This is a genomic window from Novipirellula methanifontis, assembly GCF_052161655.1.
GTDB lineage: Bacteria > Planctomycetota > Planctomycetia > Pirellulales > Pirellulaceae > Novipirellula.
The window spans coordinates 2035422-2050639 of sequence record NZ_CP197418.1; the positions used below are offsets into that span (position 1 = coordinate 2035422).

Sequence of the window (15218 nt, forward strand, 5' to 3'; positions counted from 1 at the left end):
TTTTTAAATCAAATCATCGAACTTCTGACGAGTTTGTAGTTATGGAAACCGTCCTACTTGGCGTCGCGATGTTTACCCTTGTGGTCATCGCACTTGTTTTGGTCATTCTTGCCGCGAAGAGCGTTCTCGTCGCTTCGGGGCCGGTCAAGATCACGATTAACCACCAAAAAGAAATCGAGGTTCCTGCGGGTGGTAAACTGCTCGGAGCTCTCGCCGACGCTGGCGTGTTCGTTTCCAGTGCCTGTGGTGGCGGGGGAACCTGTGCCCAGTGCAAAGTGAAGGTCGAATCGGGTGGCGGAGAAATCTTGGCAACCGAAAAAGGACACATCAACAAGAAAGAAGCTGCCGAAGGCGAGCGTCTTTCTTGCCAAGTCGCTGTGAAACAGGACATGGTCGTTGAGGTTCCGGCCGAAGCATTCGAAACGAAAAAATGGGAATGCACCGTTCGCAGCAACGAGAACGTTGCGACGTTCATCAAAGAATTGGTGCTCGAGTTGCCTGCCGGTGAAGAAGTCGGCTTCAAAGCGGGTGGCTATATCCAAATCGAGTGTCCGCCACACGTTGTCAATTACAAAGATTTTGATATCGAAGAGCGGTTCCGCGAAGATTGGGACAAGTTCAACGTATGGCGTTATGTCTCGAAAGTGGAAGAGCCCGTCGTGCGTGCCTATTCGATGGCCAACTATCCGGGCGAACAGGGCATCATCATGCTGAACGTGCGTGTCGCATCGCCGCCACCGCGTGCTCCCGAAGGTACCCCGCCCGGCCAAATGAGTAGTTACATCTTTAACCTGAAACCAGGTGACAAGGCGACGATCAGTGGTCCCTACGGTGAATTCTTTATTAAAGACACCGAGGCGGAAATGGTTTACATCGGGGGTGGAGCCGGAATGGCACCGCTGCGAAGCCATATCTTTGAACTGTTCAAACGGGGCAAAACCAATCGCAAGGTGTCGTACTGGTACGGCGGTCGCTCGAGTCGTGAATTGTTCTACGTCGATCACTTCCGTAAAATCGAAGAAGAGTTTCCGAACTTCAAGTTCAATATCGCACTGTCGGAACCACTTCCGTCGGACAACTGGACCGGTTACCAAGGTTTCATCCACCAAGTGTTGCTGGAAAACTACCTCAAAAACCATCCGGCTCCCGAAGACATCGAGTACTACATCTGTGGCCCGCCGATGATGAACCAAGCGGTCTTCAAGATGTTGGATGACCTCGGTGTCGAGCCCGAAAACATCGCCTACGATGACTTCGGCGGTTAGTCCCGATTGTTTAGGTAATCGTTTTGGTGAGCCGTGGACGCTTGCCGCGGATTTAATTGGATCCGCTGCGTCGCAATAAATTAAAATGGTTAAAATGATGTTTACGACGACTACGCAGCGAATGATTCCGTTCGCTGCGTTTTCTTTTGCAGTCGCCCTGCTGCTGGGCTCGGCTGCCCCCGTGCCAGCTCAATCGGCGCCGGCCCAGGATGCCCCCGCTCAATCAGCGCCCGCGAATGACGCAGCGAAAACCTCCGGCGGCGCGGCCATTCGTGAGCTTCATGGCGAGACGATGGGCACGACCTACATGGTCAAGATCTACAACCCGCCCAAGTTTGAGTCGGATGTTGCGATCGCGGTCGATGCTGAGCTTCGTGCGGTGAATGACCAGATGTCGACGTACTTGAAGTCATCCGAGATCAGTCGCTTTAACAACTCGGACTCCACCGATTGGTTCGACGTCAGTGCGGAGATAGCCATGGTGGTCAGTGCCTCGCTGGAAATCTCCAAAGCGACCAATGGTGCCTTCGATGTCACCATTGGCCCGTTGGTTAATGCATGGAGTTTCGGCCCTGATCCCAAAACCAATCAGATCCCCAGTGACGCCGCGATCACCAGCCTGCGTGAATCCGTAGGCTACGAAAAGTTGTCGGTACGGATCGATCCACCTGCACTGAAAAAGTCGGTCCCCTCGCTGAAGGTCGATCTCTCTTCGATCGCGAAAGGCCATGGAGTGGACCGAGTTATCGATCGGTTGGCCAGTCTAGGTGCCGAGAACGTGTTTGTCGAAATAGGCGGCGAAGTTCGTGTCTCGGGTTCCAAAGACGGACAGCTGTGGAAAGTCGGAATCCAAAATCCGCAAGTTGCCGATGCCGATGGGGTTGCGATGTCGCTAGCCGCAGCCCATCCGATGAACGATCAAGCGATGGCCACCTCGGGTGACTATCGGATCTATTTCGAAGTCGATGGAAAACGTTATTCACACACCATTGACCCTCGCACCGGTCGTCCGATCGATCATGATTTGGCCTCGGTCTCGGTGATTGCCGATACGTGCATGAAAGCCGATGGTTGGGCAACCGCCATCAACGTGCTCGGCGCCGACGAAGGGATCAAGGTTGCAGCCGAGCAAGACCTGGATGTTTTGGTCATCCGTCGCCGCGGAGACGAATTCGTGCGTGTCGGTACCGGTTCACTTTCGCCGTATGCGGTCGAGCCCGATGCAGGCACAACATCCGCCAATGCCGATCCCACGACCGAAGTCTCCTCTAACGAACAGCCATCGCTGTACACTCGCATGCTTCCCACCTTGATCATCACCCTAATCGGATTTGGAATCATCCTCAGCGCGATGGCAATCGGCGTGATCTTCGGACGCAAATCGATCAGCGGATCGTGTGGCGGTTTGGCGGGCAAAAAGAACGACGACGGCAGCGTCAGTTGTTCGCTGTGCAGCAACCCCTCGGATGCCTGCCAAGAGCTCCGCGAGCAGATGAAAGAGGGCCAAGCGAATAAAGATTCCGCACAATCCTAAGCTTCATCCGCAGTTTAAAAGCGGCATAACTGAGCTGACGGCGCTAGCCGCGTGCCTTTAACCGCGTTCTTCACGTCGCCCGCGGCTAGCGACCTCGGCTCATCGATACGGGGAAAACGAGAACGCAGCTCAGTCGAATTAAGTAGCTGCCTTAGCTGACGCAACACGCGTCTTCTTGTGCCTGGATCACGTCACTCGAGTCATCATCGGAGCCGTGCGGAATCTCGAAGCGGAAGATCGATCCACCGCTTGCTGAAGATTCGATCCAGATCCGGCCATCGACGCGATCGATAATCCGTTTGCAAATCGCCAGTCCGATTCCGGTTCCCTTGTATTTGCTGCGATTGTGCAATCGTTTGAAGACGCCGAAGACTTGTTCGCGGTAGTTTGGTTCAATTCCGATCCCATTGTCTTCGATCGAATAAACGCATCGTGATCCAACGACTTCGCCGCTGATATGAACACACGGATCTTGGTCGCCGCGGTACTTGATGGCGTTGCCAATTAAATTCTGGAATAACTGGGCAAGTTGGCCTGGATCCGCTTCGGCGATCGGCAACGGGTCGTAGCTAATGTTAGCGTTGGATTCGCGAATGGCTTCGGACAAGTTGTCGATGGCGTACTGCAACGCTTCGTTTGCGTCCACTCTCGACAATCTTCGCCCTTCGGATTCCACTCGTGAATAGGCCAGCAGGTCTTGAATCAGTGTTCGCATTCGGCGGCCACCGTCCATGATGTACGACATATACAGTTTGGCGTCGTCACTAAGCTCGTTGCCACAATCTTGCTCGAGCAACTCGCAGAACGAATTGACTTTTCGTAGAGGTTCCTGCAGGTCATGAGAGGCAACGTAAGCGAATTGGGCAAGTTCTTCGTTACTACGCGCCAGGCTGGCATTCGCTTTTTCGATTCGCTCGTGAGCGAGTTTTCGTTCAGAGATGTCAGCCGCGATGCCGAGGTACCCCGTGACGTTTCCTTCTTGGTCGCGGAGTGCCGTTACCGTCAACAGCACTGGGAACTTGCTGCCGTCTTTGCGGATATACGTCCATTCACGTTGCTCGGATTCAGATTGTCCTGCCTTGATGACAAAGACTTCGAATCCCGGTTGCACTTCGCGTCCAAATTCGTCGCTGAGTTCGCATGCGCGTGCCACTACTTCGTCGCTCTCATGGAACATGCCTGGATTATGTTGATCGATGACCTCTTCTTTGCTGTAGCCCAACATTTTTTGTGCAGCGTCATTGAAAACCACAATGGTTCCTTGCGGATCCGTGGCAATGATGGCGACCCCAGCGGCGTTTTGGATTGCAGATTGCAATCGGCGGGTGGATTCCAATTCGCAGGCAGCGTTCTTTCGCTCGGTGATGTCTGAATTCGCGCCGAGCATGCGAACGGGACGTCCAGCCGCGTCGAAAAACACTACTGCCTTTGCACTAATATGACGAACGACTCCGTTGGGCCGAATGATACGGAACTCGCAATCAAACGTGCTCTCTCCCGCCAAAGCTGCTTGAAACGCCGCTCCGCATGCGTCCCGATCATCAGGATGAAGACTGTGCAGCCACGCTTCGTAAGTTGCCGAGAATGTTTCCCGGTCGCGACCGTACAGTCGGTACATCGCATCATCACACTGGACCGCACCGTTGTTCGGATCAAAGTCCCAGACTCCGATCTGATTTACGTCCGCCGCCAAGCGAAGATTCTCCAGGTCTCGTGTCATCACGTCCGCTAGCCGCAATGCCTTTCGTGACGCACTTGAAATCAGTAGGAATAATCCGATCAGCAACCCATCAATCAGCAATCCCGCTAAAAGAATCGTGGTCGGTTGAGTGGTATCCATGTTCGTACGAAACGACTTGGTACTCCAAACGTCAAACGTCCACGTTCGCCCATAAGCATCGACGTCGATTGTTTTTCTAAACAGCGGATCAGGGTCAAAGTCATCATCGCTAGCGACATGCTCATCAAACAGCACTTCGCCGGAATCTTCGATCCGGATTCCAACATGGCGATTTTTCTTTGCCAGTGTTCCCTTCATCAAATTGCTAAACACAAACGGTGCGTAGACCAATCCTGCAAAGGTGTCAGTATCGGGCTTCTCGTCGAGCTGCAAACGACGGTCATAGAAAGGAGCGTAAAACAGAAAGCCAGGCGTTTTTAACGAGTCTTGCACCAAGACGATCGGAGCGGTGACTTGGGCTCGTCCCGTGTCACGGGCCCTTCTCGCCGCAGTAATCCGATTCGACTCATGCGCCATATCCAGCCCCAGCGCTCGTGCGTTCTCCTGTAGGGGAACGATGCAGGTGATCGGCCAGTATTCGTCGCGTTCTGACATCGGGTGCACAGAAAAATCGGGACGGGCGGAACGCTGACGTTGCAGAAACGCAGGCAACTCATCACCGCTTAAAGTCTGAATCACTCCGATACCACTGATCCCAGGATACTTTTTCCCAAGTTGCATCGAAGCAGCGTATCTCTCCCATTTCTGGTGATCGACCTCGCCTTGGATCGCACCGATATAGGCAACACCCGACCATAACGCGTCTTCATACTTTCGCATCCGTTCGCGAACCAGTTCGACTGTTTGATCCGCATCGCGATCAAATTGAAATCGAATCCGAGCGTCGAGTTGATTGCATGCATAGTGCCAAGCCAACAGCGTTAAGCTGAACGAGAAAACTACGATTACCCAGTGGAACCAACGCATCGTGCTAGCCGCCACCAACGTGCTGCGGACACCATCGGATCGAGTATCAGAGGTCGTGTTCATGGCGGGCGATCGGTGGGAAATGGTTGGCGAACCGGTGAGAAATTTAGCAGCAGCAATTTGGAAAAAAAAGTTCTATTCAGTATCCGAAACATCGACCCGCGTGTAGCAGTTTCTGCCTGCTCGCTTCGCGTCATAGAGAGCCACATCGGTGCGTCGAAGAATGTCCTCGAGAGTTTCCGTCTTCTTGACTTGAGAAACCCCCGCACTGGCGGTCACGGTTAGCGGGGTGCCTTCGATCACGAGCGACGACGACGCGATGTCGGCTAACAACGTTTCGATGATCTCGCAGGCCGAATCGCAACTCGTCTCGGGCAGCAACAACGCAAACTCTTCACCGCCAAAGCGGGCCGCCTGAACATGCGAGTCAGTGGAATTGCGGATCACATCGGCCAAGTGACGCAGGACTTGGTCGCCCACAAGATGGCCATGGCGATCATTGATCGTTTTGAAATGGTCGATATCCAAAAGGGCGACGCAGAGCTGCTCGGTTGTATCGATCAGCTCACTAAACCGTTTGTCCAATTGTCTTCGATTGGGCATTCCAGTCAGCACATCCGTGTTAGCATCGGACGCATAGCCAAGCATTTTTTTCTGTCTCGCCATCGCGTAACGCAACGATCGCGTCAGCAGCAAGGCACTGACATTGTCCTTGGCCATAAAATCCTGAGCCCCGGTCTCGATCGCTAGGATACCTAGCGACTCGTCATCATTGCCAGTTAAAACGACGATTGGCAATCTTGCATCGATCGCGCGAACTTGATGTAACGAATCGATTCCTTGACCATCCGGTAACCCGAGATCCAGTATGCACACATCGTATTCCACCTCTGACATCATCACGATCGCATCACCCAACGATACCGCATGATCAACCACAAATTGTGTGTGTGGCGAATGAGCGAGCAAGCGTTTGATTAATAGAGTTTCGCTCTCTTGATCCTCGACCAAAAGAACTTGCATCGTCAGCGGCACAATAAGGGCCTTGGTGGGTCTGGAATTATGAAGGAAATATCGATGTCAAATGAACCGCGTTTAGTTTTCGTTTTGTTCCGCAGCGTAGTGATCAACGGCCGTTGCCAGAGTCGCGTACGAAACAGGTTTCTGGAACACGTTTCGTGCTCCTAGTGAACGCATGCGATACTCAAGTCCTTGTTCATTCAGCCCCGTCACGACAATGACCGGAATATGGGATGTTTCGGGGTTGAATCGCAACTGAGACAACACCTCTTCGCCATTGGTTTTGGGTAGGTGCAGATCGAGCAGAATGACCACCGGTGCAAATTCGAATGCGAATCGGTATCCGTCTAAACCCTCGAATGCGCGAATCACGTCGTAGCCACGCGACTGCAGCTTTAGCTTCAATCCATTGGAAAACTCGACGTCGTCGTCAATGCACAACACCCACGGGCGATCGGTTTTGGGTGTACTGAGTTGATGGGACGCGTGAATCGTTACGCCAGGATTCTGAGCAGTATCGGCTTGCATAGTTGGTGACTCGGCAGATGGAAATTTATGAAAGTGGATTCGTAATCGGCGATGCGTGACTAGGCGTCCGCGAGCTCACTCGAATTCGAGATCGACCAGACCAGTTTGCCAAGGTCGGCAAAAACGTTAGGTGATTTGTGCAAATAGCCTGCGTTCATTTCTCGACAACGACGCAGCGTTTCGGCGTCGTCTCGGCCGGTGACAAATACTTTCGTGATTTTCCCTACAGACTCGTCCTGGTTCAAAAACTCCAGCGCCGTCAATCCATTGCCAGTGGGTGTTTCAACATCAGCAACGATCAGATCGAAATCCTCGGTTCGCAACTTTGACATGACCGACAGCCAATTGTGGGTCACGGTGACGTTGTGACCCGACGCTTTGAGCGTCAATAGTAAGGTGTCAGCAAAATCGACATCGTCTTCGATTACTAAGATGTTTAGCGGGTTCATTGGCTTCGTCCTAAAGGTGGGGGAAGGTTTACAGGGAGGATTCGACAACCGCAAACAAGGCGTCGTTTGAATACGGTTTGCACAAAAAATACTTAGCGCCAATATCCAGGGCTGTCGTTTTGTCGCCGAGACTTGCCGACGCAATGATCACGGGAATCTGACACGTAGTTGCATCGGCTTTGAGCTCTGCCAATGCCGTTAGACCATCCATGTTCGGCATGCGAATGTCCATCAAAATGACATCGGGCTGATTGGCGCGAATTTGCTCAAGACCATCGCATCCATCGACTGCGGTAGTGACCGCGTAATCGCGAGTCTCCAAGCGAAGCCGCGTGCCGAAGCGAATTGCTTCGTCGTCTTCAATGATTAAGACGTGTTTTTTTTCACACATGATTCACCTCGCACTGATCTTGGTTCCAATCAAAAGGGGGCGAGGTGTTTTCTACCTCGCAAAGTATTTCTTTCATCAAGGCTTCGATACCAATGTGTATCGAAAATGTTCCCTGCTGCTGGATATGAAGCTTTGGCAAAGGGCCCTGAGGACGATTACGGTTCAGCGACGTCGTTTCTTTTTCGATGCGAGTCAGAAACGAGGTCGCGCTCTCGGGGTTGGCGTGTTGGATCACCAACCACGTCGTTGGTCCGGTCTTGATCAGCAGATCATGCGAATGCAGTAAGTAATTTAGTAACAGGTGGATTTCTTCGGCACGCTGTGATAGCTCGGAGTCAATCTCGGCCTCGATCCGAATCATGCAAACCGAAGCATCCGCGTCGATGTTCTGCAACCGAGTGAAATAGCGTTGTGCGACCGTTTGCGGATCGTCAAAGGGAACCGTGAAAGCGAATGTACTGCCCTCACCCACACTGCTGACCAATGACATTTGTCCAAGGTTCAAATCCACGAGTTCCTTGGCAATATTCAAACCAAGGCCAAATCCCTTCGTCGAACTCAACAATTGAGTGTTCGCTTGACGAAACCTCGAGAAAATCTGCTCGCGTTGTTCGGGTTCAATCCCCGGCCCCGAGTCTCGGACTGCGAATGTAACCTCGCGATCACGCTCGGAACTTGAAATCGTGACCACAATCGAGTCTCCGGCACTTGAGAACTTGATTGCGTTGACAATCAGGTTGATCAGAGTTCGCGAAACTTTTTCCGCATCACAGAAGATCGGTGTTTCGGTTTCATCGGCATGGAAATCAATGCTGATTCCACGCAGTGATGCGCGTTGCTGAAGTCCCGAAAGAATATGGGTAACGATTGGGCTCGAATCACATGTTTCTCGATTGGCTGCCAGCAATCCAGATTCGTGACGACTGATGTCCAACATGTCATCGACAATGTTGTTCAGATCGTCAACACGATCTTCGATTACTCGCAACATGCGGCATTGTTCTTCGCTGACGGCACCGACGACACCATCGGCAATCAGGCTGGCGTATTGTTTAACAACGCAAAGCGGAGTACGGAATTCGTGTGAGACATTGTTGACAAACTTTTGTGACGAATCGTGAAGTCGTTCGAGTCGCTCGTTTTTTGTCTTCAGTTGTGCGGATTGAGTCTCCAGGACGAGGGCCTGGTTTTGAACCGCATCGACCAACCGTTTGATCTCTTCGCGTTGTTTGATTCGCTCGATGCTTTGCCGAATGCAACGGTGGACCGTCGTGGGCGTGATCTCACTCTTGCACAGAAAACTCTCGGCTCCCTTGGATACCGCATCAATGTAAAGCTGTTCCTGGTCTTGACCTGAAAGCACGATGATCGCGGTGTTGTCAAACAATTCGCTTAACTGTTGCACCGATCCGAGACCGAACGAATCGGGCAGATTGAGATCAGTCAGAATGACACGGAAGTCGATTTTCTGAGCGAGAGCGATCCCTTCAGTAAGAGATTCGGCGCGATGGAATTCGTACTCGCCTTGAGACTTACGAAGGGTGATTTGCAAATGAGTTGCATCCCCATCGTCGTCTTCGATCATCAGGATCCGTATCGCGGTCCCATCGGTCATGGCTAGTCCCTATCGCTTGAAGTTTGATCAATGTGCTAACGGATTTGCCCCGTGCAGCCTCTAGCCAATTGATGCTGAACCCTATCCCGCCATTAAGGCTTGCTAATCAAAAAACGAGAAAAACATGTCCTTCTGATACACGAAAAATGCGTTGTAAGAAGTGTTTCGCAAAGAGGTTACGTCAATACTCTGTAGTCCTCTCCTTGGCGAAATGAACGGATCATAAGGGTTACCCCGGGGGGATCGCATTGCGAAATCTCCGCGGAATAAGGGGGCAGCAATGCAATGAAGGTCCCCTCGCGACCAGCAACGTTCGCGTTTCGAGTTGCCGATACGCCAAACGAAACAAAGATCGTCGCCACTTATTAGCCAAAGTGACAACTCCGTCGGACGTTCGACGTGAATCGTAAGCTAAAGATTATTGGGTCGCAGTGGTAACGCTGAAACGACTCGTTGCGCATTCTCGTAGAAGCAAAGGCAAACAACATCGTGGAAACTATCTTAGTTATCGAGGACGACGAGGCGGATCAACTCCTTCATGAAGTGGTGATCAAACGAACGCGGCCTGACATCAAGATTGTGAAAGCGTTCGATGGTCGCGAAGCGCTCGATATGTTGGCTAGCCTCGATCCGATGCCTCAATTGATCCTGTTGGACATCAACATGCCGATCATGAACGGGTATGAATTCTTAGAGCAGTATTCCCAACGCGATGACAACACCATCCCCATCGTTGCCGTACTGACCACCTCGGATCAAGAATTCGATAAGCAGCAAATGGCGAAATTCCCCGTGGTCAAAGGCTACCTGGTCAAACCACTTCGCGCTGCGAACATGCAAGCGCTGCAAGACTCCGTCACTCAAAAAAAGAACCGCGATGTCGCTGTAGATCAGCAAGCACCGCGGTTTTAGGTTTGTTGATTGAAATCGCTCTCTAGCCGCCACCAACGAGGGTGACGACTTCGATATCATCTCCTTCGTTCACCATTGTGGACGCATAGTCTTCGCGAGGAACGACATCCGCGTTGACTTCGACCGCCAAATAATTGGGTGGTACATCCACCGTGTTCAGCAATTGTTGAACGCTCATCGTGGATTCGATTTCGACACTTTCGCCGTTGACTTTGATTTGAATCATCTTACTCGTCGAATGCGGCGTCAAAGGCAACATTGCTGGGGCTGAAGTCAAGCTTCTTCGTGAACGCACAAGCTTCCTTGGCACCGAAGGTTCGCTCCATTCCCGAGTCTTCCCATTCGATCGACAGCGGACCCGCGTACTCGATTTCGTTCAAAGCACGAATGATCTCTTCAAAGTTCACACCGCCTCGACCGGGGCTACGGAAATCCCAACCGCGTCGCGAATCGCCAAAGTTCAAGTGGCTGCAATTGATGCCGCTGCGACCATCAAGCGTTACGATCGCGTCTTTGATGTGCACGTGATAGATGCGATCGGGGAAAGCACGAATGAACTGTACCGGATCGATGCCTTGCCAAATCAAGTGGCTAGGGTCAAAGTTGAATCCGAACTCTTTGCGATGATCAAGTGCTTCGAGAGCTCGGGCCGCAGTGTGAATATCGAACGCGATTTCCGTGGGATGCACTTCCAAGGCAAAGTTCACACCACACTCACCAAACACATCCAAGATCGGATTGAAACGTTCGGCAAGCAAGGAAAATCCGTCATCGATCATGCTCGGTGGAACCGGTGGGAACGAATACAGCAAGTGCCAAATGCTGCTGCCGGTGAAACCGTTGACCACGCCGACGCCGAATTTCTGAGCCGCACGTGCGGTGTTCTTTAGTTCTTCTGCGGCACGCTCGTTCACGCCGGCGGGATCGCCATCACCCCAAACGTAGTCGGGAACGATCGCTTTGTGACGCGCATCGATGGTGTCCAGCACAGCTTGGCCGACCAAGTGAGCGCTGATCGCATGGCACTGCAGCCCTGCGTCGTCCAGCAATTTGCGTTGTTTGTCGCAGTAATCGTCTTCGGCGATCGCGCGGTCGACTTCGAAATGGTCCCCCCAGCACGCCAATTCGATCCCGTCGTAGCCAAATTCGGCAGTCATTCGGACCATTTCTGCAATCGGCAAGTCGGCCCACTGGCCGGTGAAAAGCGTAACAGGTCGAGCCATCGCGAAAAATCTCCGTGAATAGGAATTGGGGAGGACGGTTTGGATTGAGGTACAAATACAAGAGTGGATTATAGAGAAATCCACCGACACATTGTGCGCTTGGGGGGCGGATGACCGCAACCATCCCAAGAATCGACCCGCCGAACTTACCGTCCCATCCAGAACGGGTTCACAGCGAAAAAAATCGCGAAGTTCAGCGATCGTCGCTCGCTCGACTAGCCTTCAAAGGCAAGCCGGCGGGCTTGTGCCTTCAAGTCGGCGTGCAGTCGCTGAGACGCTCGGGCTTGCTCAGCCAAATCGGTGGTCGCCGCTTGTTGCTCGAGCCGGAATTGCCGCTCGCGGTGTTCTTGAAGCGCCGCACGTGCGTTCAATTGTGCTTCGCGAGCATCGAGGTCCGATTCCCAAGCCTGCAACCGCTCGATCAAATCGGCCGCTTGCAGTCCCAGCCATTGCTCTTGAGGCGACGTGTCCGCGTTGCTTTGGAGCTTCGCGTTGGGATGTTTTACCGACACGGCGGCAGCGTCGTTGGCATCGGCAGCCACGTCATGTGCCGAGTCAACGCGGTAACTCGCGAAAAAGTCTCCTCGGGGTAATCCTGCTCGCTGCGATGTCGATTTCTTGCCGATGAACGGCTCCTCACCCGCAGGCAAGCCGCGATCGAGTCGAATGCGATCGACTTGATTCAGCTTCTCGATTTTTTTCGAGCGGTACGAGGGCATGGGGATTTCAGGGCTTCGTCGTGGTCACGGCGGGCAGAAGGCAGAAACTAGGCAACTCTGGCCCAGTAATTGCGGAAACCTATCCATTGGTTCGGAAATCGAGGCGGGTAAACTGCATCGATCTGAACCCGCCAGATAAAATGAACGAGTCAGTAGTGCGGTCGATACCGGTTATTCCGGTGGAACCGTCAACCACCCTTTGGCTACCCACTTTCTTAGGACGAGTCCCCACCCATGATGCGATTGTTTGCAGGTCTGTTTTGTGTCACCGCGACGATTTCAACCGCGATTTCCCCGGTTTTTGCAGAGGAACAGCTGAATGCCAAAATCGAGCGAGCCGCTGCCAAGGGGATCGAATTCCTAAAGAATCGTGGCCAAGCCGACGACGGTTCGTTCAGCGGCGAGACCGGTGCGGCCGTCACGGCGCTGTGCGTCAACGCGATCCTGCAGCACCGCGCTACCGCGATTAACGATCCCGTGATCAAAAAGGCGCTGGCGTTTATTTCATCGAAATTTCAATCCGACGGTGGAATTTACGCCACGGGATCGTCGCATCAAAACTACGAAACCTCGGTGGCCATCGGTGCTTTGGTGCGGGCAAACCAGGATGGGCGTTACGACAGTGCGCTGAAACGTGCCGAAACCTTTTTGAAGGGTTTGCAGTGGGACGAAGGTGAAGGCATCGAGTCGTCTGATCCCAGCTACGGTGGCGCGGGCTATGGAAGTCATAAGCGACCGGACCTCTCGAATACTTCGTTCTTCATCGATGCACTTCGCGATTTGGGTAACGAAGCAGACGATGAATCGTTGCAGAAAGCGTTGAAGTTCGTCGTTCGCTCGCAGAACTTGGCCAACGAAGGCAACGACACACCCCATGCAGACGAAGTCAACGATGGCGGTTTCTATTACACTCCTGCCGCCGGTGGTGAAAGCCAAGCAGGAGCTGCCGATGGGGGCGGGCTGCGAAGTTACGGCTCGATGACCTACGCCGGCCTGAAAAGCATGATCTTCGCAGGCGTCTCCGCCGATGACCCTCGCGTTTTGGCAGCGATGGAATTCATTCGCAAAAACTATTCACTCGATTCGAACCCGGGGATGGGACAAGCTGGGCTGTATTACTATTACCACACGTTCGCCAAAGCACTTGATGCAGCCGATGTCGAAGTGCTGGACGATGCCGCGGGTACCCCGCACCCTTGGCGAGAAGAGTTGGCCAATCATTTGATTGCTGAACAGCAAGAGGATGGTTCGTGGGTCAACAAGCAGAGCGAGCGATGGATGGAAGGGGACCGCCAACTTGTCACCGCTTATGCCCTGCTGGCACTGGCTTATTGCCGCGAATAAGGCGGCTTGAGGGTGCATGGCGTGATCGAATCGTTCTCGCCAACGATGTCTTTTTCACGTGCGTCGCAGGCTCGCGATGGTTGACAGTTTGCCGTTAGCCGCGACGCGTCCGTGTTTTGCACGTTTTGTCGATCCGATCGCCTTTCGTCGTCTACTCGACACCCTGGATGGTTTGTTGATAATCGCGGGCTAAGTAGCTCGTAAATCACCACTCCATCTTTTGGGAATTGAGAATAGGCCATGGCGAAAAAGACAATCGATCAAGTCGACGTAGCAGGTAAGAACGTTTTGATGCGAGTCGACTTCAATGTCCCGCTCGACGAAAACCAGCAAATCACCGATGACCGCCGCATTCGCATGGCGTTGCCGAGCATCAAGAGCGTGATCGATCGTGGTGGCCGCGTGATCTTGATGAGCCACTTGGGACGCCCCGAAGGCAAGGGCGACGACGCTAAATACAGCTTGGCGCCTGCGGCAAAACAATTGGCCGTATTGCTTGAAAAACCTGTCGCCTTTGCAGCGGACACCGTCGGCGACGACGCGACCAGCAAAGCAGGCAAGTTGGCCGATGGTGATGTGCTCGTCTTGGAAAACCTGCGTTTCAATCCAGGCGAAAAGAAGGGCGACAGCGATTTCGCGGGCAAGCTGGCCGCGATGGCCGACGTTTACTGCAACGACGCTTTCGGAACCTGTCACCGCAAAGACGCATCGATGGTTGCGGTTCCCGAAGCGATGGCTGGCAAGCCTCGCGTGGTCGGCCACTTGGTCGCAAAGGAAATCGCCTATCTGACCGACGCGATCAGCAACCCCAAGCGTCCGTTCGTCGCAATCCTGGGCGGTGCCAAGGTCAGCGACAAGATCAACGTGATCAACAATCTGCTTGGTATCTGTGACACCGTCTTGATCGGTGGTGCAATGGCTTACACCTTCTCTTTGGCACAAGGCGGCAAAGTCGGCGGCAGCTTGGTCGAGAAAGACAAAGTCGAATTGGCGAAAGAGTTGTTGGCCAAGGGCGGCGATAAGTTGCAGCTGCCCGTCGACACTCATTGTGGCGATGATTTTGACAACATCGCCGGATGCAACAAAAAAGTCGTCGCGGCTGGCGAAATTCCTGACGACATGGAAGGACTCGATATCGGTCCGGAAACCGCAAAGATCTATGCCGACATCATCAAGAACGCCAAAACCGTCGTTTGGAACGGCCCCATGGGCGTGTTCGAGAAGCCACCAATGGACGCTGGCACCAAAGCGGTCGCGCAAGCGGTAGCCGACAGCGATTCGACCAGCATCATCGGTGGCGGTGATAGTGCAGCAGCCGTCGATCAACTTGGCTTCGCCGACCAAGTCAGCCACGTCAGCACCGGTGGCGGAGCGAGCTTGGCGATGCTCGAAGGCGAACGCTTCGCCGCCGTCGACCTGCTAGACGAAGCGTAAAGAAGAAGAAAAAGGGGGAGCTGGGAGTAGGGGAGCACGGGAGAAAGAAAAGACAAGAGTGAGCCCCAACTCCCAAC

The 15218-nt window shown here is 53.2% G+C and carries 14 protein-coding genes; 5 read left to right on the forward strand and 9 right to left on the reverse strand.

All coding sequences use genetic code 11. From position 1 onward, the window contains the following. Positions 1–41: 41 nt before the first annotated feature. Complete coding sequence (gene nqrF, locus SH528x_RS07200; RefSeq protein WP_442509841.1) at positions 42–1265, forward strand: NADH:ubiquinone reductase (Na(+)-transporting) subunit F; 1224 nt, start codon at positions 42–44, stop codon at positions 1263–1265. Between the two features lie 94 nt (positions 1266–1359). Next, complete coding sequence (locus SH528x_RS07205; protein ID WP_442509842.1) at positions 1360–2799, forward strand: FAD:protein FMN transferase; 1440 nt, start codon at positions 1360–1362, stop codon at positions 2797–2799. 151 nt (positions 2800–2950) lie between these two features. Here SH528x_RS07205 and SH528x_RS07210 read toward each other — a convergent pair whose 3' ends face one another. From SH528x_RS07210 to SH528x_RS07235, 6 genes are all read right to left on the reverse strand, one after another. Beyond that, a complete protein-coding gene (locus SH528x_RS07210) occupies positions 2951–5569 on the reverse strand; it encodes a CHASE domain-containing protein (protein ID WP_442509843.1) in 2619 nt (872 codons plus the stop codon). A 72-nt stretch (positions 5570–5641) separates the two neighbouring features. Further along, on the reverse strand, positions 5642–6529 hold the full coding sequence (locus tag SH528x_RS07215) for a GGDEF domain-containing response regulator (protein WP_442509844.1): 888 nt from the start codon (positions 6527–6529) through the stop codon (positions 5642–5644). 72 nt (positions 6530–6601) lie between these two features. Next, on the reverse strand, positions 6602–7054 hold the full coding sequence (locus SH528x_RS07220) for a response regulator (protein ID WP_442509845.1): 453 nt from the start codon (positions 7052–7054) through the stop codon (positions 6602–6604). Positions 7055–7113: 59 nt separating this feature from the next. Continuing rightward, positions 7114–7503 (reverse strand): response regulator, encoded by a 390-nt coding sequence (locus SH528x_RS07225; RefSeq protein WP_442509846.1) that lies wholly within the window; start codon positions 7501–7503, stop codon positions 7114–7116. A 28-nt stretch (positions 7504–7531) separates the two neighbouring features. Further along, the gene (locus tag SH528x_RS07230) at positions 7532–7894 is read right to left on the reverse strand and encodes a response regulator (RefSeq protein WP_442509847.1); all 363 of its coding nucleotides are present in this window, start codon (positions 7892–7894) and stop codon (positions 7532–7534) included. Continuing rightward, entirely contained in the window at positions 7887–9509 is a 1623-nt protein-coding gene (locus SH528x_RS07235; RefSeq protein WP_442509848.1) for a hybrid sensor histidine kinase/response regulator, read from the reverse strand. Before SH528x_RS07235 ends, SH528x_RS07230 begins: the two co-directional genes overlap by 8 nt. Positions 9510–9998: 489 nt before the next feature. On the opposite strand from SH528x_RS07235, the gene SH528x_RS07240 reads away from it, so the two are divergent. Next, on the forward strand, positions 9999–10421 hold the full coding sequence (locus SH528x_RS07240; protein ID WP_442509849.1) for a response regulator: 423 nt from the start codon (positions 9999–10001) through the stop codon (positions 10419–10421). 22 nt (positions 10422–10443) lie between these two features. On the opposite strand, the gene thiS is transcribed toward SH528x_RS07240, so the two are convergent. From thiS to SH528x_RS07255, 3 genes are all read right to left on the reverse strand, one after another. Beyond that, positions 10444–10647 (reverse strand): sulfur carrier protein ThiS, encoded by a 204-nt coding sequence (gene thiS, locus SH528x_RS07245; RefSeq protein ID WP_442509850.1) that lies wholly within the window; start codon positions 10645–10647, stop codon positions 10444–10446. A 1-nt stretch (position 10648) separates the two neighbouring features. Next, entirely contained in the window at positions 10649–11644 is a 996-nt protein-coding gene (locus SH528x_RS07250) for a sugar phosphate isomerase/epimerase family protein (RefSeq protein ID WP_442509851.1), read from the reverse strand. Positions 11645–11859: 215 nt separating this feature from the next. Continuing rightward, complete coding sequence (locus SH528x_RS07255; protein ID WP_442509852.1) at positions 11860–12363, reverse strand: hypothetical protein; 504 nt, start codon at positions 12361–12363, stop codon at positions 11860–11862. Between the two features lie 234 nt (positions 12364–12597). Between SH528x_RS07255 and SH528x_RS07260 the strand changes: the two genes are divergently transcribed. Both SH528x_RS07260 and SH528x_RS07265 read left to right on the forward strand, forming a co-directional pair. Continuing rightward, positions 12598–13707 carry a prenyltransferase/squalene oxidase repeat-containing protein gene (locus SH528x_RS07260; protein WP_442509853.1) on the forward strand — a complete coding sequence of 370 codons (1110 nt, stop codon included), beginning with the start codon at positions 12598–12600 and terminating at the stop codon, positions 13705–13707. A 240-nt stretch (positions 13708–13947) separates the two neighbouring features. Next, positions 13948–15141 carry a phosphoglycerate kinase gene (locus SH528x_RS07265; protein ID WP_442509854.1) on the forward strand — a complete coding sequence of 398 codons (1194 nt, stop codon included), beginning with the start codon at positions 13948–13950 and terminating at the stop codon, positions 15139–15141. Positions 15142–15218 lie beyond the last annotated feature (77 nt).